Source organism: Kitasatospora sp. NPDC086009, from assembly GCF_044540385.1.
Taxonomy (GTDB): Bacteria; Actinomycetota; Actinomycetes; order Streptomycetales; family Streptomycetaceae; genus Kitasatospora.
Genome location: NZ_JBITSA010000011.1, coordinates 197,213 through 216,165, shown reverse-complemented (window position 1 = coordinate 216,165; position 18,953 = coordinate 197,213). Strand labels below are relative to the sequence as shown.

Sequence of the window (18,953 nt, the reverse complement as noted above, 5' to 3'; positions counted from 1 at the left end):
CTGCTGTTTCGTGAGCCGGTTCCTGTCGGCCGGCCCGGTCGTGGTGACGCGGCCCGGTGTGGTCCGCCGCTCAGGCGCGCAGCAGCGCGGCGAGAGCGGCGGGGGTCGGGTGCTTGAACACGTCGGCGAGTTCGAGGTTCCTGCCGGTGAGCTCTTCGACCCGCTGCGCCAGGACGGCCGCGAGCAGCGAGTGGCCGCCCGAGTCGAAGAAGTTCGTCTGTGCCGTGGCGCCGGTGCTCAGCAGCTGCCCCCAGATCCCGACGAGGCTGCGGACGAGCGCGTCGTCCTCCGCCGGGTCCGGCAGGTCGGCGCCCTGCTCGACGGCCTTGCGGGCCAGCGCGCGGAGGGCCTCGTGGTCGGGGCGGCCGTCCGGTGTCCTGGGCAGCGCGGCCAGGCGGACGAACAGCCGGGACCCGGTGGGGGCGCCGGTGTCGGTGGCCGTGCCCGGGGCAACGGCCGGGTCGGTGGTCGGATCGGTGGACGCCTCGGTGGTCGTCTCGGTGGTCGTCTCGGCGAAGGCGACGACGGTGTGCCCGCCGTCGGGCCGCGGCACGGCCAGCGCGGCGGCCGCCGTCACCCCGGCCCGGCCGAGCAGGTCGGCCTCCACGCGGCCGAGGTCGACCGGGCCGTCCTCGGTGGTGACCCGGCGGTCGGCCCGGCCGAGCCACTCGATCGCCCCGTCGGACCGCCGGCGGGCGAGTTCGCCGGTGCGGTGGTGGCGCCCGTACCGTGCGTCGGTCGCGACCGCCGGGCCGTCCGGCCCGCTCGGGGCCGCAGCCGTTCCCGCGAGGCGGAGTTCACCGCGCAGTCCCACGGGCAGCTCGCGCCCGTCGGGGGCGGTGACGAAGGCCCGGGTGCCGGCCACCGGCCGCCCCCGGGTCAGCCCGTCGGGGCTCTCCACCCGGCCGGACAGCACCCAGCCGGTGGTCCCCGGAATGCCGAGGCCGCTGTGCAGTCGGCAGCCGGCCGCGAGGAGCCGCTCCGCCACCTCGGCGGTCAGCTCGTCGCCCCTGGCCAGCACCGTCAGTCCGGGCAGCTGCCCGGCCGGGTCCGCCAGGAGGCGGGCCGGGGTGCCGGGCGGGACGACGGCGACGGTCGCGTCGAGCCCGTCGGCGGCGGCCCGGAGGGCGGTCGCGTCGGTCCGGGCGCCGTCGGGCAGGACCACGCAGCGGCCGCCCGCGCCCAGCGCCAGGAAGGTCTCGAAGAGCGCGTCGAAGCCGGCCGGCGCGGCGAGCGCCGGCACACCGGTGCCGGGCCCGACGCCGAGCTCGGCCGCGAAGTGGCCGACCGCGTCCGCGAGGCCGGCGTGGCTGAGCACGGTGGCGACCGGTTCTCCGGCCTCCCCGCAGGTGTAGAACAGGCAGGCGGGCGTGGTCGGTTCGCCGTCCGCGGCCGGTCCGGCGGGACCGGGCGCAGGGGCGTCGGCCGACGTCAGGACCGGCGGCAGGTCGGCGTCGTCGGGCAGCCGGACACCCGTCCCGGTGAGGACGGCCTTCGCCCGCGCGTGGGTTAGCTGCCGGGTCAGCCAGGACGGGTCGTGTCCGGCGTCGAGCGGCAGGCAGACGGCGCCGGCCCGCCAGACGCCGAGGGCGGCGGCCGCGGCCTCGCGCCGCGGCACGGCGATCGCCACCGTGTCGCCCGGCCCGATGCCGGCACCGGCCAGCAGCGCGCGGACGGCGGATGCCGCCCCGTCCACCTGCCGGTAGTCGACGCCGTGGTCGCCGTCGGTCACGGCCGGGGCCTCGGGTGTCTTCTCCGCCCAGGCCCGGAACGCCGCGGGCACCGTCGGGCGCACGGCCGGGGCGGCCGTCCCGTCGGCCCGGTCGACGGCCCGGCGGTCGGCGTCGCTCCAGCCCGCCGTCCCGGCGAGCGGCCGGTCCGGGTCCTGCGCGGCCGCGACCAGCAGGGCGTCGAACCGGTCCAGCATCGCCTCGACCTCGGCCGGGGCCAGCGTCTCGGAGCGGCGGAACACGATCTCCGCCCGGGACGGCGAGCCGACCAGCTCCAGGTCGAACTTGCTGTGCGGGTTCTCCACCGTCAGCACCCGGGCGGCCATGCCGCCGACCGACAGCTCGCCGGCCGGCGCCTCGGGCAGGAAGTTGAACAGGTGGCGGAAGAGCTGGGTCTGCCAGGACGTACCGATCCCCGGCAGCTCCCCGGTCAGCTCGTCGACCGGGGTGTCGGCGTGCGCCATCGCCCCGAGGAACGCGTCCCGGGCCTGCCGGGCCAGCGCCCGGAAGCCTTCGGCGAGGTCCACCCGGATCCGGATCGGCACGACGTTGACGTGGTAGCCGATGGCGGCGGTGTTCGCCCCGCGGACGTTGACCGGGGAGCCGATGACGAGGTCCGGTCCGGCGCCGTGCGCCGCGAGGAGGGCCGCGTAGGCGGCCAGCATCACCGCGCCGAGCGGCGCCCTGACCGCGCGCTGCAACTGCAGCACGGCCTGCTGCGCCCCGGGGGAGAGCGCGCGGCTCGCGGTCTCGCCCCGCAGCCGCGGCTGCCGGTCGCGCGGGGTGCCGCACCACAGCTCCAGCCCGGCCGGGTCGAAGCCCTCCAGGGTCTCCCGCCAGTAGGCGAGGTCGGCGGGCCGCGGCTCGGGCTCGGCGAGCGCCGGGGCCGGTGCGGTGGCCTGCGGCGGCACCGGCCGGCCCGCCGCGATCGCGTCGTAGACCGGGATGAACGCCTGGAGGAACAGGGCCACCGAGACCATGTCGAAGACCAGGTGGTGCACGGCCACGCAGAGCACGTCGCCGTCCGGACGGACGGCGTGCCCGATCCTGACCAGCGGCCGGCCGTCGAGCCGGAACGGCCGGTCCGCGAACGCGGTCAGCTGCCGCTCCACCGGGTCGCCCGACAGGTCGAGCGGCTCGATCTCCACGGCGAACCCGCTCGCGGGGACGACCTCCTTGACCAGGTCCGCCCCGGTGGTGCGGTAGACGGTCCGCAGCACCTCGTACCGGCCGACCACGATCGCCAGGGCCGCCCGCAGCGCGTCCGGCCGCAGCCGCCCGCTCACCTGGAGGGCCAGCCCCAGGTTGTTGACCCCGGTCTCCGGGACCAGCTGCTCCAGCAGCCAGAGGGCCTTCTCCTTGCTCGTCGTCGCGGTCGGCGCCGAGGTCGTCGGTGCGTTCGTCGTCGCGGTAGTCGGAGCGTTCGTCGGTGCGTTCGTCGGTGCGTTCGCGCGGTCCGGTTCCGGCGGCCGGCCGGACGCGCCCAGGTCGGAGTTCATCGCCCTCAGAATTCGGCGTTGTCGAGGAGGAGCCGGACCGTCGAGTCGTCCCGCAGGAGGTCGACGTGGCCGATCTCCAGCGAGAGCCGCCGGCCCAGCACCTTGCTGGCGTTGACCACCGTCGCCGCGCCGGTCCGCTCCAGCTCCGCGTAGTCGGAGGAGGTGACGGCGAGCGCCTCGCCCCAGGCCCGGCTCGGGTCGATCTGGGAGGCGGCGGAGAGCCACGTCATGTACGACTCGAAGAGCAGCACGACCTCGTCCCGGCGGGCGTCGGCGAGACCGATCCGCCGGAAGGCGATGGAGGCCATCTCGCGGTAGAGGCCGACGATCTCTACGGCGGCGTCGAGCAGGCCGATCGAAGGAGTCCCGACGATCTCGGCGGCCCGCTCGCGGGCGTGCTCCGCCTCCTCCGCGGTGAAGACCGGGCCGGCCAGCGCGATCATCTTGTGGATCTCGGACTCCAGCAGCTGCAGGTCGGTGACCTGCGGGTCGAACAGGATCACCTTGGGTGCGGTGCCCTGACGCTGCGCCAGGCGGTCGGCGATCTCACCGGCGTAGACGCCGCCGACGCAGTAGCCGAGCACGGCCACCACCTCGTACTTCTCCCACTCGCCGGCGTTCAGCCAGTGCTCGGTGTAGTAGTCGCCGGCCGGGCGGTCGGCCAGGCGGACCGGCGGGGGCGTGGTCTGCAGGAACCCGTGCCCGGCCCAGGCCGGGCCCATCTTCCGTGCGAGGTCCTCGAATCCGGCCTCGCGCCGCCCGGCGGCGGGGAAATCGATTCCGAGAACAAGGGACTTCGACGTCGGGGCGGTTATGACGCTCCAGGCGTTCTCGTTCGGCACTTTCTCATCCCATCTTCGGAGTCGGACGGCTGGTTTCCCTGCGGCACAGCCCGTGGAACATTTCCTCGAAGAACCGGTCGGACACCGGCACGGCCCCGGATCGCCGGGGGCCGCTCATCGGCCCCCGGCTCATGGCCCGTCGGCTCATTGCCCGTCGGCGCTTTCCCGGAGGACCGCCGTCAGCTCGCCGAGCAGGAAATCCGCGATCGCTTCCGGCAGATAGAGGTCATAGATGAAGCCCTCCGGCAGCTTAAGGCCGGTCAGCCCGGTAATTCTTTCCCGCAGTTGAACGGCCGACATGGACGTCATGCCCATCTCGAACACGTCGCCGTTCGGGCGGACCGAATCGACCGACGCGTAGCCGAGCATCGTGGCGATCTCCTGGCGGAGCAGGTCGAGCACCAGCTCCCGCTGCTCGGCCTCGCCGAGGCCGGCCAGCTGCCGGAGCCAGTCGAGGTCACCGGAGCCGTCGGCGGACCCGTCGGGGCCGTCGAGCGGCGCCTGCTCGCGCTCCTGCTGACGCCAGGTCGAGAGCCGCGCCAGCACCGTGCCCAGCGGCATGTCCTCCCGCAACGGCTCGGCCAGGCCGAGGACTTCGGCCAGGGCGGCCATGTCCCCGCCCTCCAGCGCGGCCCAGAAGCGCTGCTCGCCCGGGGTGGCGGAGCCGGCCGCGACCGGTTCGGCACCGGGCCTGCGGGCCGGCGGCTGCGGCCAGTAGGGCTGTCGCTGGAACGCGTACGTCGGCAGGTCGACGCGGCGCCCGCCACCCAGGACCGCGGCCCAGTCCACGGGGACACCGAGGACGTGGAGGGCGGCCAGACCGGAGGTGAACGACCGCAGGCCCCCTTCCCCGTGGCGCAGCGTCCCGGTGACGGTGGCGCCCGCCCCGGCCCGCAGGCCCCGGTCGTCCAGGGCCCGGGCGAGGGCCGCGGTGAGCACCGGGTCGGCGCTGACCTCGATGTACGCACCGAAGCCGCCGTCGGCCAGGGCCGCCGCCAACTCCTCGGCCGGCAGGGCGTCCTGCGGGCTCCGGACCCAGTGGTCGGCGCCCAGTCCGGCGCCCTCGGCCCAGGCCATCGCCCGGGTGGAGAACAGCGGCACCGTGCCCGCCCGCGGGCGGACGGCGGCGAGTTCCGCCCGGTCGGCGGCCACGCCGGCCGCCGACCGGCCGGTCAGCACCGCGATCCGGGCCGCGTCCGCCGGTGACAGCACACCGGCCACCTGGGCGGCCGCGACCTCGCCCACCGCGTGGCCCGCGACGGCCGCCGGGTGGACGCCCGCCGAGCGCCACAGCGCGGCCAGCGACACCATCACCGCCCAGAGCACCGGCTGGAGGACCTCGGGGCGGTCGAGCGCCGGACCGGCCGGGCCCTCCCGCAGTACCTCGGTGACCTTCCAGTCCACGTACGGGGCCAGGTCCCGCTCGCACGCGGCGATCCGGTCCGCGAAGACCGGCGCCTCGTCCAGCAGCGCGGCGGCGCAGCCGAGCCACCGGGACTCGCTGCCGGGGAAGACGAACACGGGCCGGTGGCCCGCCGTCGCGGTGCCGGTCAGCACGTCCCTGGTGGGCACGCCGGCGGCGGCCACCGCGAGGCCCGCGAGCAGGCCGTCCCGGTCCGCGCCCAGCACGACCGCCCGGTGGTCGAAGACCGTGCGCGTGGTGGCCAGGGAGAACCCGATGTCCACCGGGTCCGCGTCCGGCCGGTCGAGGAGGAAGTCGCGCAGCCGCCCGGCCTGGGCCCGCAGCGCCTCCTCGGTCCGCCCGGACAGCACCCACGGCACCACCGCCGGCGCTGCCGACGGAGCGGCGGGGGCGACGGGCGCGGCAGGCGCGGGGGCCTCCTCCACGATGACGTGCGCGTTGGTACCGCTGATCCCGAACGACGAGACGCCCGCCCGGCGCGGCCGCCCGTTCGGCTGCCACGGCACCGGCTCGGTCAGCAGCCGCACCCGGCCCTCCGTCCAGTCGACCTGCGGCGTGGGCTCGTCGACGTGCAGCGTGGCGGGCATCCGGCCGTGTCGCAGGGCGAGCACCATCTTGATCACTCCGGCGATGCCGGCCGCGGCCTGGGTGTGTCCGATGTTGGACTTCACCGACCCCAGCCAGAGCGGCCGGTCCTCCGGCCGGTCCTGGCCGTAGGTGGCCAGCAGCGCCTGGGCCTCGATCGGGTCGCCCAGCCTGGTGCCCGTGCCGTGCGCCTCCACCACGTCGACCTCGTCGGCGCGGACGCCGGCGTTGGCCAGCGCGGCCCGGATCACCCGCTGCTGCGAGGGCCCGTTGGGGGCGGTCAGACCGTTGGACGCACCGTCCTGGTTGGTCGCGCTGCCCCGCAGCACCGCGAGCACCCGGTGCCCGTTGCGCTGCGCGTCGGACAGCCGCTCGACCACCAGCACGCCCGCGCCCTCGGCGAAGCCGGTGCCGTCCGCCGCGGCGGCGAACGCCTTGCAGCGGCCGTCCGGGGCCAGCCCGCGCTGGCGGGAGAACTCGACGAACGTCCCCGGCGTGGCCATGATCGTCACGCCCCCGGCGAGCGCCATCGTGCACTCGCCGGACCGCAGTGCCTGGGCCGCCAGGTGCAGCGCCACCAGCGCCGACGAGCACGCCGTGTCGACCGTGACCGCCGGCCCCTCCAGACCGAAGGTGTAGGCCAGCCGGCCGGACAGGATGCTGGTCGCGATCCCGGTCATCAGGTGGCCCTCGGCCTCCGCGCCGCCGTGCGCCAGCACGCTCATCTCGTAGCCGGAGGTGTAGCCGCCCACGAAGGTGCCGGTCTGGCTGCCGCGCAGGGACACCGGGTCGATCCCGGCTCCCTCGATGGCCTCCCAGGACAGCTCCAGGAGCAGCCGCTGCTGCGGGTCCATGGCCAGCGCCTCACGCGGGCTGATCTCGAAGAACCCGGCGTCGAAGGCGCTGGCGTCCTGCACGAACCCGCCCGCCTGGGTGTACGAGGTGCCGATGTGCGCGGCGTCCGGGTCGTAGAGGGAGTCCAGGTCCCAGCCGCGGTCGGCGGGGAACGGCGAGATCGCGTCCTGCCCCTCGGAGATCATCCGCCAGAGGTCCTCGGACCCCGTCACACCGCCCGGGAACCGGCAGCTCATGCCGACGATCGCGATCGGCTCGTCGTGGGCCGCCGCCCCGACCGGGGCCGGCGGTGCCACGGCCGCCGAGGCTCCGCCGCCGAGCCGGCCCCGCAGGTGCCCGGCCAGCACGGCCGGGTTGGGGTAGTCGAAGACCAGGGTCGCCGGCAGCCGCAGTCCGGTCCCGGTGGTGAGGCGGTTGCGCAACTGGACGGCGGTGAGCGAGTCGAAGCCCAGGTCGGTGAAGGCCCGGCCCGGCTCGACGGCCTCGGCGGAGCTGTGCCCCAGCACGGCCGCCACGTGCGCCCGGACCAGGTCCAGCAGCATCCGGTCGCCGTCCGCGGCGGGCAGCGCGGCGAGCCGCTGCCGCAGCGAGTCCGCGCCCGCCCCGTCGGAAGCGGCGGCGGTGCGCCGGGCCGGTCGGCCGGCCAGTGCCCGCCACAGCGGCGGGACGTCACCGGTGCGGGCCGCCTGGGACCGCAGCCCGGCCAGGTCCAGCCGGGCCGGTACCAGCACCGCCTCGTCCCGGCCGAGCGCCAGGTCCAGCAGGGCCAGGCCCTCGGCCGCGCTCAGCCCGCTGGTCCCGCTCCGGGTCATCCGGGACCGCTCGGCGTCGGTGAGCTGCCCGGTCAGGCCGCTGACCTCCGCCCAGAGGCCCCAGGCCAGCGAGGTGCCGGGCAGCCCGGCCGCCCGCCGGTCGGCCGCCAACGCGTCCAGGAACGCGTTGGCCGCCACGTAGTTGCCCTGACCCGGGACGCCGAACGTCGCCGCGGCCGAGGAGAACAGCACGAACCGGTCCAGATCCAGCTCCCGGGTGAGCTCGTGCAGGTGCCAGGCACCGTCGGCCTTCGGCCGCATCACCGCGGCCACCCGCTCGGGCGTCAGCGACGGAATCGTCCCGTCGTCGAGCACTCCGGCGGTGTGGATCACGCTCCGCAGCGGACGCCCGGCCGGAATCGCCGCCAGCAGCGCGGCCAGCGCCTCTCGGTCTGCCGTGTCACAGGCGACCACGTCCACCGACGCACCCGCCCGCGCCAACTCCGCCGCCAGCACGGCCACCCCGGCGGCGGCCGGACCGGAACGGCTGGTCAGCACCAGACCGTCCGCCTGGGCCGCGGTCACCAGATGCCGCGCGACCAGACCGCCCAGCGTGCCCGTGCCACCCGTCACCAGCGCCGTCCGCCCGGATGGGCGGCCCGGCAGCTGTTCAACTGCCTCCGTGGAACGGGATGGACGCGTCAGCCGTCGTCCGTGGGCCAGGGTGCCGCGCACGGCGAGTTCCGGCTCGCCGGTGGCGAGTGCCGTCGGGAGGGCGGTGATCTGCTCGGCGCCCGCGCCGGTCGGCAGGTCGACCAGGACGAGTCGGCCGGGGTTCTCCGACTGCGCCGAGCGCAGCAGGCCCCAGACGGCGGCGGCGGGCAGATCGGCGACCCGCTCACCGGCCGCGGCAGCGACGGCCCCTCGGGTGACGACCACCAACCGGGCCTCGGCCAGACGCTCCTCGGCCAGCCAGGCCTGGGCCAGGCCCAGGGCGTCGCCGGTCGCCCGGCGGGCGGCCTCGGCCGCGTTGTCGCCCTCCGCCTGGTCACCGGCGCAGGCCAGCACCAGGGCGGGCTCGATCTCCCCCGCCTCGGTGGCAGCGGCCAGACCGGCCAGGTCCGTGAACGAGCGGACCGGAACGCCGGAGGCCTCCAGCGCCTCGGCCAGACCGAAGCGATCGGCGCCGATCAGCGCCCACGCCCCGGCCGGAGCCTCGGCAGCGCTCACCGCGGCCCACTCGACGGTGAACAGGGAATCCGCCACCGTCGAGGCAGCGGAGTTCAGTTGGTCGGCCGCCACCGGACGGGTGATCAGCGACTCGACGGAGACCACCGGCGCACCCGTGGCATCCGCCGCCGACAGCACCAGACTGCCCTGCGCATCCCGGCGCAGCCGGGCCCGCAGCACGGACGCACCCGCCGCGTGCAGCTCGACACCCGTCCACGCGAACGGCAACCGCACCTCGTCCCCGGCCTCCGACACCAGGGCGCTGGCCTGCAACACGCCGTCCAGCAGCGCCGGGTGCAGACCGAACGTACCCGCATCGGCGGCCACCGAGTCCGGCAGCGCGACCTCCGCGAAGACCTCGTCGCCCCGGCGCCAGGCGGCCCGCAAGCCCTGGAACGCCGGCCCGTAGCCGTACGGCCCGTCGGCCGCGGCCTCGTACATACCGCTGACGTCCACCGCCGTGGCCCCGCGCGGAGGCCAGACCGCGAAGTCCTCCTCCGCGACCGGCGCCTCCCCGGCGGGAGCGAGGACGCCGTCGGCGTGCTGCGTCCACTCCTCCTGCCCGTCGGGGCGGGAGAACACCTCGACCGTCCGACGGCCCTCGGAGTCCGCCTCGGCCAGCACCACCTGGACCTGGACCCCGCCGCCGTCGGCGGGCAGGACCAGCGGCGCCTGGAGCGTCAGCTCCTCCAGCAGGCCGCAACCGAGTTCGTCCCCGGCCCGGACCACCATCTCGACGAAGCCGGTCCCCGGCAGCAGCACCGCCCCACCGATCGCGTGATCGGCCAGCCACGGGTGCGTCCGCACGGACAGCCGCCCGGTGCAGACCAGGCCCGCACCGCCGGCCAGTTCGACCGCCGCGCCCAGCAGCGGGTGACCGACCGCGCCCAGGCCCAGCGACACCGCGTCCCCGCCCAGAGCCGGTCCGGCCGCACGCGGCCAGTACCGCTCGTGCTGGAAGGCGTACGTCGGCAGCTCGACCCGCTCGGCGGCGGGGAGGACGGAAGTCCACTCCACGGAGGCGCCGTTGACGAAGGCCTCGGCGAGCGAGGTGACCAGCCGGGTCACGCCGCCCTCGTCGCGGCGCAGGGTGCCGCAGACGGCGGCGGGCACGATGCCCGGGCCGGCCTCCTGGGCGACCTCTTCGAGCGTGTCGTTCATCGCGCCCAGCAGCACCGGGTGCGGAGTCACCTCGACGAACAGCTGGTGCCCCTGACCGGCGAGCGTGCGCACCGCGCGGTCGAAGTGGACCGTCGCGCGCAGGCTGCCGTACCAGTAGGCGGCGTCCAACTCCTCACCGGTCAGCGTCTCGCCGGTCATCGCCGAGACCATCGGGATCCGGCCCCGGCGCGGCGCGATACCGGCCAGGACCTCGGTGATCTCCGCTTCGAGGCGGTCCACCTGCGCCGAGTGCGAGGCGTAGTCCACCGCGACCATCCGAGCGCGCACGCCCTCGACCTCGAACTCGGCCTTCAGCTCCTCCAGCGCCTCCGGCTCACCCGAAACCACCACCGCCGAAGGCCCGTTGACCGCCGCGAGCGACAGCCGCTCACCGAAGCGGGCGATCCGCTCCTCCACCACCGCGGCCGACCGGCTCACCGACAGCATCCCGCCCAGGCCCGCCAGCACCTTCAACGACCGCGAACGCAGCGCCACCACCCGGGCGCCGTCCTCCAGCGACAGCATCCCGGCCACGGTCGCCGCCGCTATCTCGCCCTGCGAGTGACCGACCACGGCGTCCGGGGCGACACCGGCTGCCTCCCAGAGCGCCGCCAGCGACACCATCACCGCCCACAACGCCGGCTGGACGACATCCGCCGCCTCCAGTGCGGGGGCACCCTCGGCACCCGCCAGGACGTCGCTCAGCGACCACTCCACATACGGCGCCAGCGCCGCCTCGCACTCCGCGAGGCGCGCTGCGAACACCGGGCTGCACGCCGCCAGTTCACGGCCCATCCCCACCCACTGCGAACCCTGCCCCGCGAACGCGAACACCACCCGCGCACCCGGCCGCGCCACACCCGAGACCACCGCACCCGACGGCACACCGGCCGCCAGACTCTCCAACCCGGCCACCAACTCGCCGCGCCCGCCACCCAGCACGACCGCCCGGTGCTCGAACACCGACCGCGTCGTCGCCAGCGACCACGCCACCTCCGCCGACTCCACCGACGGCCGCGCCGACACCCACGCGTGCAGCCGCTCCGCCTGCGCCGTCAGCCCCTGGGCGGAACGCCCCGAGACCGCCCAGGCCCCGACCCCGCCGGGTTCGACCACCGACGAGGCAGCTGCCGGCTCGACCGGCTCCGCGTCGGTCGCGGTACCGGCCTCGGCGGGCGCCTCCTCCAGCAGGACGTGCGCGTTGGTGCCGCTGATCCCGAACGAGGACACACCGGCCCGACGCGGCCGCTCCCCCACCGGCCAGGGCGCCGCCTCCGTCAGCAGCTCCACCTCACCGGCGGACCAGTCCACGTGCGGCGACGGCTCGTCCGCGTGCAGCGTCCTCGGCAGCTCCTGGTGCTGCAACGCCAGCACCATCTTGATCACACCCGCCACACCGGCGGCCGCCTGGGTGTGCCCGATGTTGGACTTCACCGACCCCAGCCACAGCGGCTTCTGGGCACCACGGTCCTGACCGTAGGTCGCCAGCAGCGCCTGCGCCTCGATCGGGTCACCCAGCTTGGTACCCGTCCCGTGCGCCTCCACCACGTCCACATCGGCGGCCGTGAGGCCGGCGTTCGCCAGCGCGGCGCGGATCACCCGCTGCTGGGACGGACCGTTCGGCGCCGTCAGACCGTTGGACGCCCCGTCCTGGTTCACCGCCGAGCCGCGCACCACGGCGAGCACCCGGTGCCCGTTGCGTCGCGCGTCCGAGAGCCGCTCCAGGACCACCATGCCGGCGCCCTCGGCGAAGCCCATGCCGTCCGCGTCGGCCGAGAAGGCCTTGCAGCGGCCGTCCACCGCGAGACCGCGCTGCTGGCTGAACCCGACGATGCCGTCGGGGGTCGCCATCACGGTTGCCCCGCCGGCGAGCGCCATCGAGCACTCCCCGGCGCGGATCGCCTGGGTGGCCAGGTGCAGCGCCACCAGCGAGGACGAGCACGCGGTGTCGATGGTCACCGCCGGGCCCTCCAGGCCCAGCGTGTAGGACACCCGGCCGGACATCACGCTCGTCGCGAAGCCGGTCGTCAGGTGCCCTTCGGCTCCCTCGCCGCCGGTCGCCAGTCCGAGCCCGTAGGCCGACGCGAACCCGCCGACGAAGACGCCGGTCTGACTGCCGCGCAGCGTCGCGGGGTCGATCCCGGCCCGCTCCAGCGCCTCCCAGGACGTCTCCAGCAGCTGACGCTGCTGCGGGTCCATCGCCAGCGCCTCGCGCGGCGAGATCCCGAAGAACCCGGCGTCGAAGCCGCCGGCGTCCGCGACGAAGCCGCCCTCCTGGGTGTAGGAGGTGCCGACGCTCTCGGGGTCCGGGTCGTAGAGGCCCTCCACGTTCCAGCCGCGGTCGTCCGGGAAGCGGGAGATCGCGTCCGCCCCGGTGGTGAGCAGCTGCCAGAACCCGTCGGGGTCGTTCACGTCGCCGGGGAGCCGGCAGGCCATCCCGACGATCGCGATCGGCTCGTCGGATCCCGCTTCCGCCGGGCGGACCGGCAGGAGGTCCACGGGCTGCTCGGTGTCACCGAGCAGCCGGGCCCGCAGGTGACCGGCCAGCGCGACCGGGTTGGGGTAGTCGAAGACCAGGGTGGCCGGCAGCCGCTGACCGGTCGCGGTGCCCAGGCGGTTGCGCAGTTCGACCGCGGTGAGCGAGTCGAAGCCCAGGTCGGTGAAGGCCCGGCCGGGCTCGACGGCCTCGGCGGAGCTGTGCCCCAGCACGGCCGCCACGTGGGTCCGGACCAGGTCGGTGAGCAGCCGGGTGCGCTCCTGTTCGGAGAGGCCGGCCAGCTGCCGTTGCAGCGAGTCCGCGCCGACGCCGCCCGAGGCGGCGGTCCGCCGGCCGGTCCCGGCCGTGACCAGGGTCCGCCAGAGCGGCGGGACCTCCGCGCTCCGCGTGGCCTGCGCGCGCAGCCCGGCGAGGTCCAGCCGGGTCGCCACCAGCAGCGCCTCGGAGCGGGCGGTCCCCTGGTCCAGCAGGGCCAGGCCCTCGTCCGCGCTCAGTGCCACGGCGCCACCGCGGGTCAGGCGGGACCGGTCGGAGTCCGAGAGCTGCCCGGTCAGGCCGCTGACCTCCGCCCAGAGGCCCCAGGCCAGCGAGGTGCCGGGCAGTCCGGCCGCCCGCCGGTCGGCCGCCAACGCGTCCAGGAACGCGTTGGCCGCCACGTAGTTGCCCTGACCCGGGACGCCGAACGTCGCCGCGGCCGAGGAGAACAGCACGAACCGGTCCAGATCCAGACCCCGGGTGAGCTCGTGCAGGTGCCAGGCACCGTCGGCCTTCGGCCGCATCACCGCGGCCACCCGCTCGGGCGTCAGCGACGCGATGATCCCGTCGTCGAGCACTCCGGCGGTGTGGATCACGCTCCGCAGCGGACGCCCCGCCGGAATCGCCGCCAGCAGCGCGGCCAGCGCCTCACGGTCCGCCGTGTCACAGGCGACCACGTCCACCGACGCACCCGCCCGCGCCAACTCCGCCGCCAGCACCGCCACCCCGGCGGCGGCCGGACCGGAACGGCTGGTCAGCACCAGACCGTCCGCCTGGGCCGCGGTCACCAGATGCCGCGCGACCAGACCACCCAGCGTGCCCGTGCCACCCGTCACCAGCGCCGTCCGCCCGGATGGGCGGGGGGCGCGCAGTTCGGCGGGCACGGTCAGGACCAGCTTGCCGGTGTGGCGCGCCTGCTGCATGAAGCGGAACGCCTCACGCGCCCGCCGGATGTCCCAGGCCCGGACCGGGAGCCGCGTCAGCTCGCCCGCCGCCATCAGGTCGACGATCCGGCCGAGCATCGCCCCCATCCGCTCGGGCCCGGCCTCACCGAGATCGAACGGCCGGTAGAAGACCCCCGGGTACTGAACGGCCAGGGCCTCCGCGTCCCGGAGGTCGGTACGGCCCATCTCGACGAAGGCCCCACCGCGCGGCAGCAGCCGCAGCGAGGCGTCCGTCAGCTCGCCCGCCAGGGAGTTCACCACGATGTCCACACCCGCGCCGCCGGTGGCGGCGAGGAACTCCGCCTCGAACCCGGCGTCGCGGGACGAGGAGATGTGCGCTTCGTCCAGGCCCATCGCGGCCAGCACCGGCCACTTCGCCGGACTCGCCGTCGCGAACACCTCCAGGCCCAGGTGCCGGGCGAGCTGCACCGCCGCCATGCCGACGCCACCGGCGCCCGCGTGCACGAGCACCCGCCGGCCCGCCTCGGCCTCGGCCAGTTCCACCAGGGCGTACCAGGCCGTCATGAACGCCACGGGCACCGACGCGGCCTCGGCGAAGGTCCAGCCCTCCGGGATCCGCACCAACTGCCGGGCGTCCGTGACCGCCACCGGCCCGAACCCGCCTGCGGCGACGCCCATCACCCGGTCGCCGACCGCGAGGCCGGTCACCTCGGGGCCGAGGTCGAGCACCGTACCCGCGAGCTCACTGCCCATCACACCGCCGCCCGGGTACATCCCCAGGCCGATCAGCACGTCCCGGAAGTTCAGCCCGGCCGCGTGGACCGCCACCCGAACCTGCCCGGGCTCCAGCGGGTCGCCCGTCTGCGGCGCCGCCGCCGGTGTCAGCCCCTCCAGTGACCCGCCGGCGTCCGGCTCCAGCCGCCACGGGCCCTCGGGCACCGCCAACTCGCCCGCTGGGCGCGCCAGACGCCGCCCGTGGGCCTGGTCGGCGCGGACGACCAGCTCGGACTCACCGCTGCCCACCGCCGACGGCAGCACCGTGGCGGGCGCACCGGACTCACCGGCGGGCAGGTCGACCAGGACGAGTCGGCCGGGGTTCTCCGACTGCGCCGAGCGCAGCAGGCCCCAGACGGCGGCGGCGGGCAGATCGGCGATCCGCTCACCGGCCGCGGCAGCGACGGCTCCCCGGGTGACGACCACCAACCGGGCCTCGGCCAGACGCTCCTCGGCCAGCCAGGCCTGGGCCAGGCCGAGCACCTCACCGGTCACACGCGCGGCCGCCTGCGCCGGGTTTCCACTGTCCTGGTCACCGGCGCAGGCCAGCACCAGGGCGGGCTCGATCTCCCTCGCCTCGGTGGCGGCGGTCAGACCGGCCAGGTCGGCGAAGGCCCGGACCGGAACGCCGGAGGCCTCCAGCGCCTCGGCCAGACCGAAGCGGTCGGCGCCGATCAGCGCCCACGCCCCGACCGGAGCCTCGGCAACGCTCAGCGGGGCCCACTCGACGGTGAACAGGGCATCCGCCACCGTCGAGGCAGCGGAGTTCAGTTGGTCGGCCGCCACCGGACGGGTGACCAGCGACTCGACGGAGACCACCGGAGCACCCGTGGCGTCCGCTGCCGTCAGCACCAGACTGCCCTGCGCATCACGGCGCAGCCGGGCCCGCAGCACGGACGCACCCGCCGCGTGCAGCTCGACGCCCGTCCACGCGAACGGCAGCCGCACCTGCCCGGAATCGCCCTCCTCGGAACCGCCGACCAGGGCGCTGGCGTGCAGCACACCGTCCAGCAGCGCCGGGTGCAGACCGAACGCACCCGCATCGGCGGCCACACCCTCGGGCAGTGCCACCTCCGCGAAGACCTCGTCGCCCCGGCGCCACACCGCGCGCAGCCCCCGGAACGCCGGGCCGTAGCCGTAGGGCGTCCCGGCCAGCGCCTCGTACATACCGCTGACGTCCACCGCCGTGGCCCCGCGCGGAGGCCAGACCGCGAAGTCCTCCTCGGCGAGCGCGGGTTCACCGGCGTGGGCGACCAGACCGCTCGCGTGTTGGAGCCACGCCTGCTGCGCGTCGGCGGCGTCGGGGCGGGAGAACACCTCGACCGTCCGACGGCCGTCCGCATCGGCGGCGGCCACCACGACCTGGACCTGCACACCGGAACCGTCCGCCGGGAAGATCAGCGGCGCCTGGAGGGTCAGTTCCTCCAGCAGGCCGCACCCCACCTGGTCACCGGCCCGGACCACCATCTCGACGAAGCCGGTCCCCGGCAGGAGCGCGACCCCGCCGACTACGTGGTCGGCCAGCCAGGGGTGCGTCCGCAGCGACAGCCGCCCGGTGCAGACCAGCCCCGCGCCGCCGGCCAGCTCGACGGCCGCGCCCAGCAGGGGGTGACCGACCGCGCCCAGGCCCAGCGACACCGCGTCCCCACCGAGGGACGGCGCCGCAGCCGGCGGCCAGAACTGCTCGTGCTGGAAGGCGTAGGTGGGCAGCTCCACCGACTCGGCGGCCGGGAGCACCGTGCGCCAGTCCACGGGGGCACCGTTGACGAAGGCCTCGGCGAGTGAGGCCAGCAGGCGCTGGGCGCCGCCGTCGTCGCGGCGCAGCGTGCCGCAGACGGCCGCCGGCAGCGCGGCGGAGTCCAGCGCGACCTCTTCGAGCGTGTCGTTCATCGCGCCCAGCAGCACCGGGTGCGGAGTCACTTCGACGAAGACTTGGTGGCCCTGACCGGCCAGGGTGCGCACCGCGCGGTCGAAGTGGACCGTGGCGCGCAGGCTGCCGTACCAGTAGGCGGGGTCCAGCTCCTCACCGGTCAGCGTCTCGCCGGTCATCGCGGACACCATCGGGATCCGGCCCCGGCGCGGCGCGATACCGGCCAGGACCTCGGTGATCTCCGCTTCGAGGCGGTCGACCTGCGCCGAGTGCGAGGCGTAGTCCACCGCGACCATCCGAGCGCGCACGCCCTCGACCTCGAACTCGGCCTTCAGCTCCTCCAGGGCCTCCGGCTCACCCGAAACCACCACCGCCGACGGCCCGTTGACCGCCGCCAGGGCAACACGCTCACCGAAGCGGGCAATCCGCTCCTCCACCACCGCGGCCGACCGGCTCACCGACAGCATCCCGCCCAGACCTGCCAGGACCTTCAACGACCGCGAACGCAGCGCCACGACGCGCGCGCCGTCCTCCAGCGACAGCATCCCCGCCACCGTCGCCGCCGCGATCTCACCCTGCGAATGCCCCACCACCGCAGCAGGCTTGACACCGGCGGCCTCCCAGACCGCCGCCAGCGACACCATCACCGCCCACAACGCCGGCTGGACGACATCCGCCGCCTTCAACTCCGGCACACCCGCCAGGACATCGGCCAGTGACCAGTCCACATAAGGCGCCAGCGCCGCCTCGCACTCGGCCAGCCGCGCCGCGAACACCGGGCTCGACAGAGCCAGTTCACGACCCATCCCCACCCACTGCGAACCCTGCCCCGCGAACGCGAACACCGCCCGCGCACCCGGCCGCGCCACACCCGACACCACCGACCCCGACGGCACACCGGCCGCCAGACTCTCCAACCCGGCCACCAACTCGCCGCGCCCGCCACCCAGCACGACCGCCCGGTGCTCGAACACCGACCGCGTCGTCGCCAGCGACCACGCCACCTCCGCCGACTCCACCGACGGCCGCGCCGACACCCATGCGTGCAGCCGCTCCGCCTGCGCCGTCAGGCCCTCGGCCGTGCGGCCCGACACCAGCCAGGCGTCCGCCCCCGACACCACCGGCGCCGTCGCCGGGGTGTCACCCTCCTGGGGCTCCCCGCCCCCGGCCGGGGCCTCCTCCAGGATGATGTGCGCGTTGGTACCGCTCAGACCGAACGAGGACACCCCGGCCCGACGGGCCCGCTCACCGGCCGGCCACGGCACGGCCTCGGTCAGCAGCCGGACCTCGCCTTCCGTCCAGTCGACGTGCGGCGACGGCACGTCCGCGTGCAGGGTCTTCGGCAGCTGCTCGTGCTGGAGGGCCAGCACCATCTTGATCACCCCGGCGACACCCGCCGCCTGCTGGGAGTGGCCGATGTTGGACTTCACCGACCCCAGCAGCAGCGGCCGTCCCTCCGGACGGTCCTGGCCGTACGTGGTGAGCAGCGCCTGCGCCTCGATCGGGTCGCCCAGCGTGGTGCCCGTGCCGTGCGCCTCGACCGCGTCCACGTCGGCGGCCGAGATCCGCGCGTTCGCCAGGGCCGCGCGGATCACCCGCTGCTGGGACGGACCGTTCGGCGCCGTCAGACCGTTGGACGCGCCGTCCTGGTTCACGGCCGAACCGCGCACCACCGCGAGCACCTTGTGCCCGTTGCGCAGCGCGTCCGACAGGCGCTCGACGACGACCATGCCGGCGCCCTCGCCCATCCCCATGCCGTCCGCGTCGGCCGAGAACGCCTTGCAACGCCCGTCCTCGGCCAGGCCGCGCTGCCGGGAGAACCCGACGAAGCCCATGGTGGTGGCCATGACCGTGACACCGCCGGCCAGCGCCAGCGAGCACTCCCCGGCGCGCACCGCCTGGCAGGCCAGGTGCAGCGCCACCAGCGACGACGAACACGCCGTGTCGACGGAGACCGCCGGCCCCTGCAGACCGAGCAGGTAGGAGATACGGCCGGACATCACGCTGGCCGCACCACCGGTCATGAGGTGCCAGTCGAGCCCCTCCATGGTCTGCAGGGACTGGTGCGCGACGTAGTCGGAGGGGGCGACGCCGACGAACACGCCGGTCTGCGAGCCCCGGAGCGAGGCCGGGTCGACCCCGGCCCGCTCCAGCGCCTCCCAGGAGGTCTCCAGCAGCAGCCGCTGCTGCGGGTCCATCGCCAGCGCCTCACGCGGCGAGATCCCGAAGAACCCGGCGTCGAAGCCGGCCGCGTCCCGCAGGAACCCGCCTTCGACCACGTAGGACGTGCCCTGGTGGTCGGGGTCGGGGTCGTAGACACCCTCGGTGTCCCAGCCGCGGTCGTCCGGGAACCCGGAGATCGCGTCCCCGCCGGAGGCGAGCAGCTCCCACAGTTCCTCGGGGGTCGTCACGCCCCCGGGGTAGCGGCAGCTCATGCCGACGATCGCCAGCGGTTCCGAGGCCGCCGAGACGAGCTGGCGGTTCCGCTGTCGCAGCCGCTCGGTTTCCTTCACGGAGGCACGCAGCGCTTCAAGGAGCTTGTCGGCCTGTCCGGTCATCGCTGCCTCCACGCATC

3 protein-coding genes are annotated in these 18,953 nt (G+C 75.4%); all 3 read right to left on the bottom strand.

The window, feature by feature from the left end; genetic code table 11:
• Positions 1-70: 70 nt before the first annotated feature.
• Complete coding sequence (locus tag ACIF6L_RS24880) at positions 71-3,229, bottom strand: condensation domain-containing protein (protein ID WP_396491438.1); 3,159 nt, start codon at positions 3,227-3,229, stop codon at positions 71-73.
• A 5-nt stretch (positions 3,230-3,234) separates the two neighbouring features.
• Positions 3,235-3,951, bottom strand: coding sequence for a hypothetical protein (locus ACIF6L_RS24875; RefSeq protein ID WP_396492581.1), 717 nt, complete (start codon positions 3,949-3,951; stop codon positions 3,235-3,237).
• A 264-nt stretch (positions 3,952-4,215) separates the two neighbouring features.
• Positions 4,216-18,936, bottom strand: coding sequence for an SDR family NAD(P)-dependent oxidoreductase (locus ACIF6L_RS24870; protein ID WP_396491439.1), 14,721 nt, complete (start codon positions 18,934-18,936; stop codon positions 4,216-4,218).
• Positions 18,937-18,953 lie beyond the last annotated feature (17 nt).

Coding starts and splice junctions, on each gene's coding strand:
- ACIF6L_RS24875 (WP_396492581.1), bottom strand. CDS start 3,951: ATGGGCCCGGCCTGGGCCGGGCACGGGTTCCTGCAGACCACGCCCCCG.
- ACIF6L_RS24870 (WP_396491439.1), bottom strand. CDS start 18,936: ATGACCGGACAGGCCGACAAGCTCCTTGAAGCGCTGCGTGCCTCCGTG.
- ACIF6L_RS24880 (WP_396491438.1), bottom strand. CDS start 3,229: ATGAACTCCGACCTGGGCGCGTCCGGCCGGCCGCCGGAACCGGACCGC.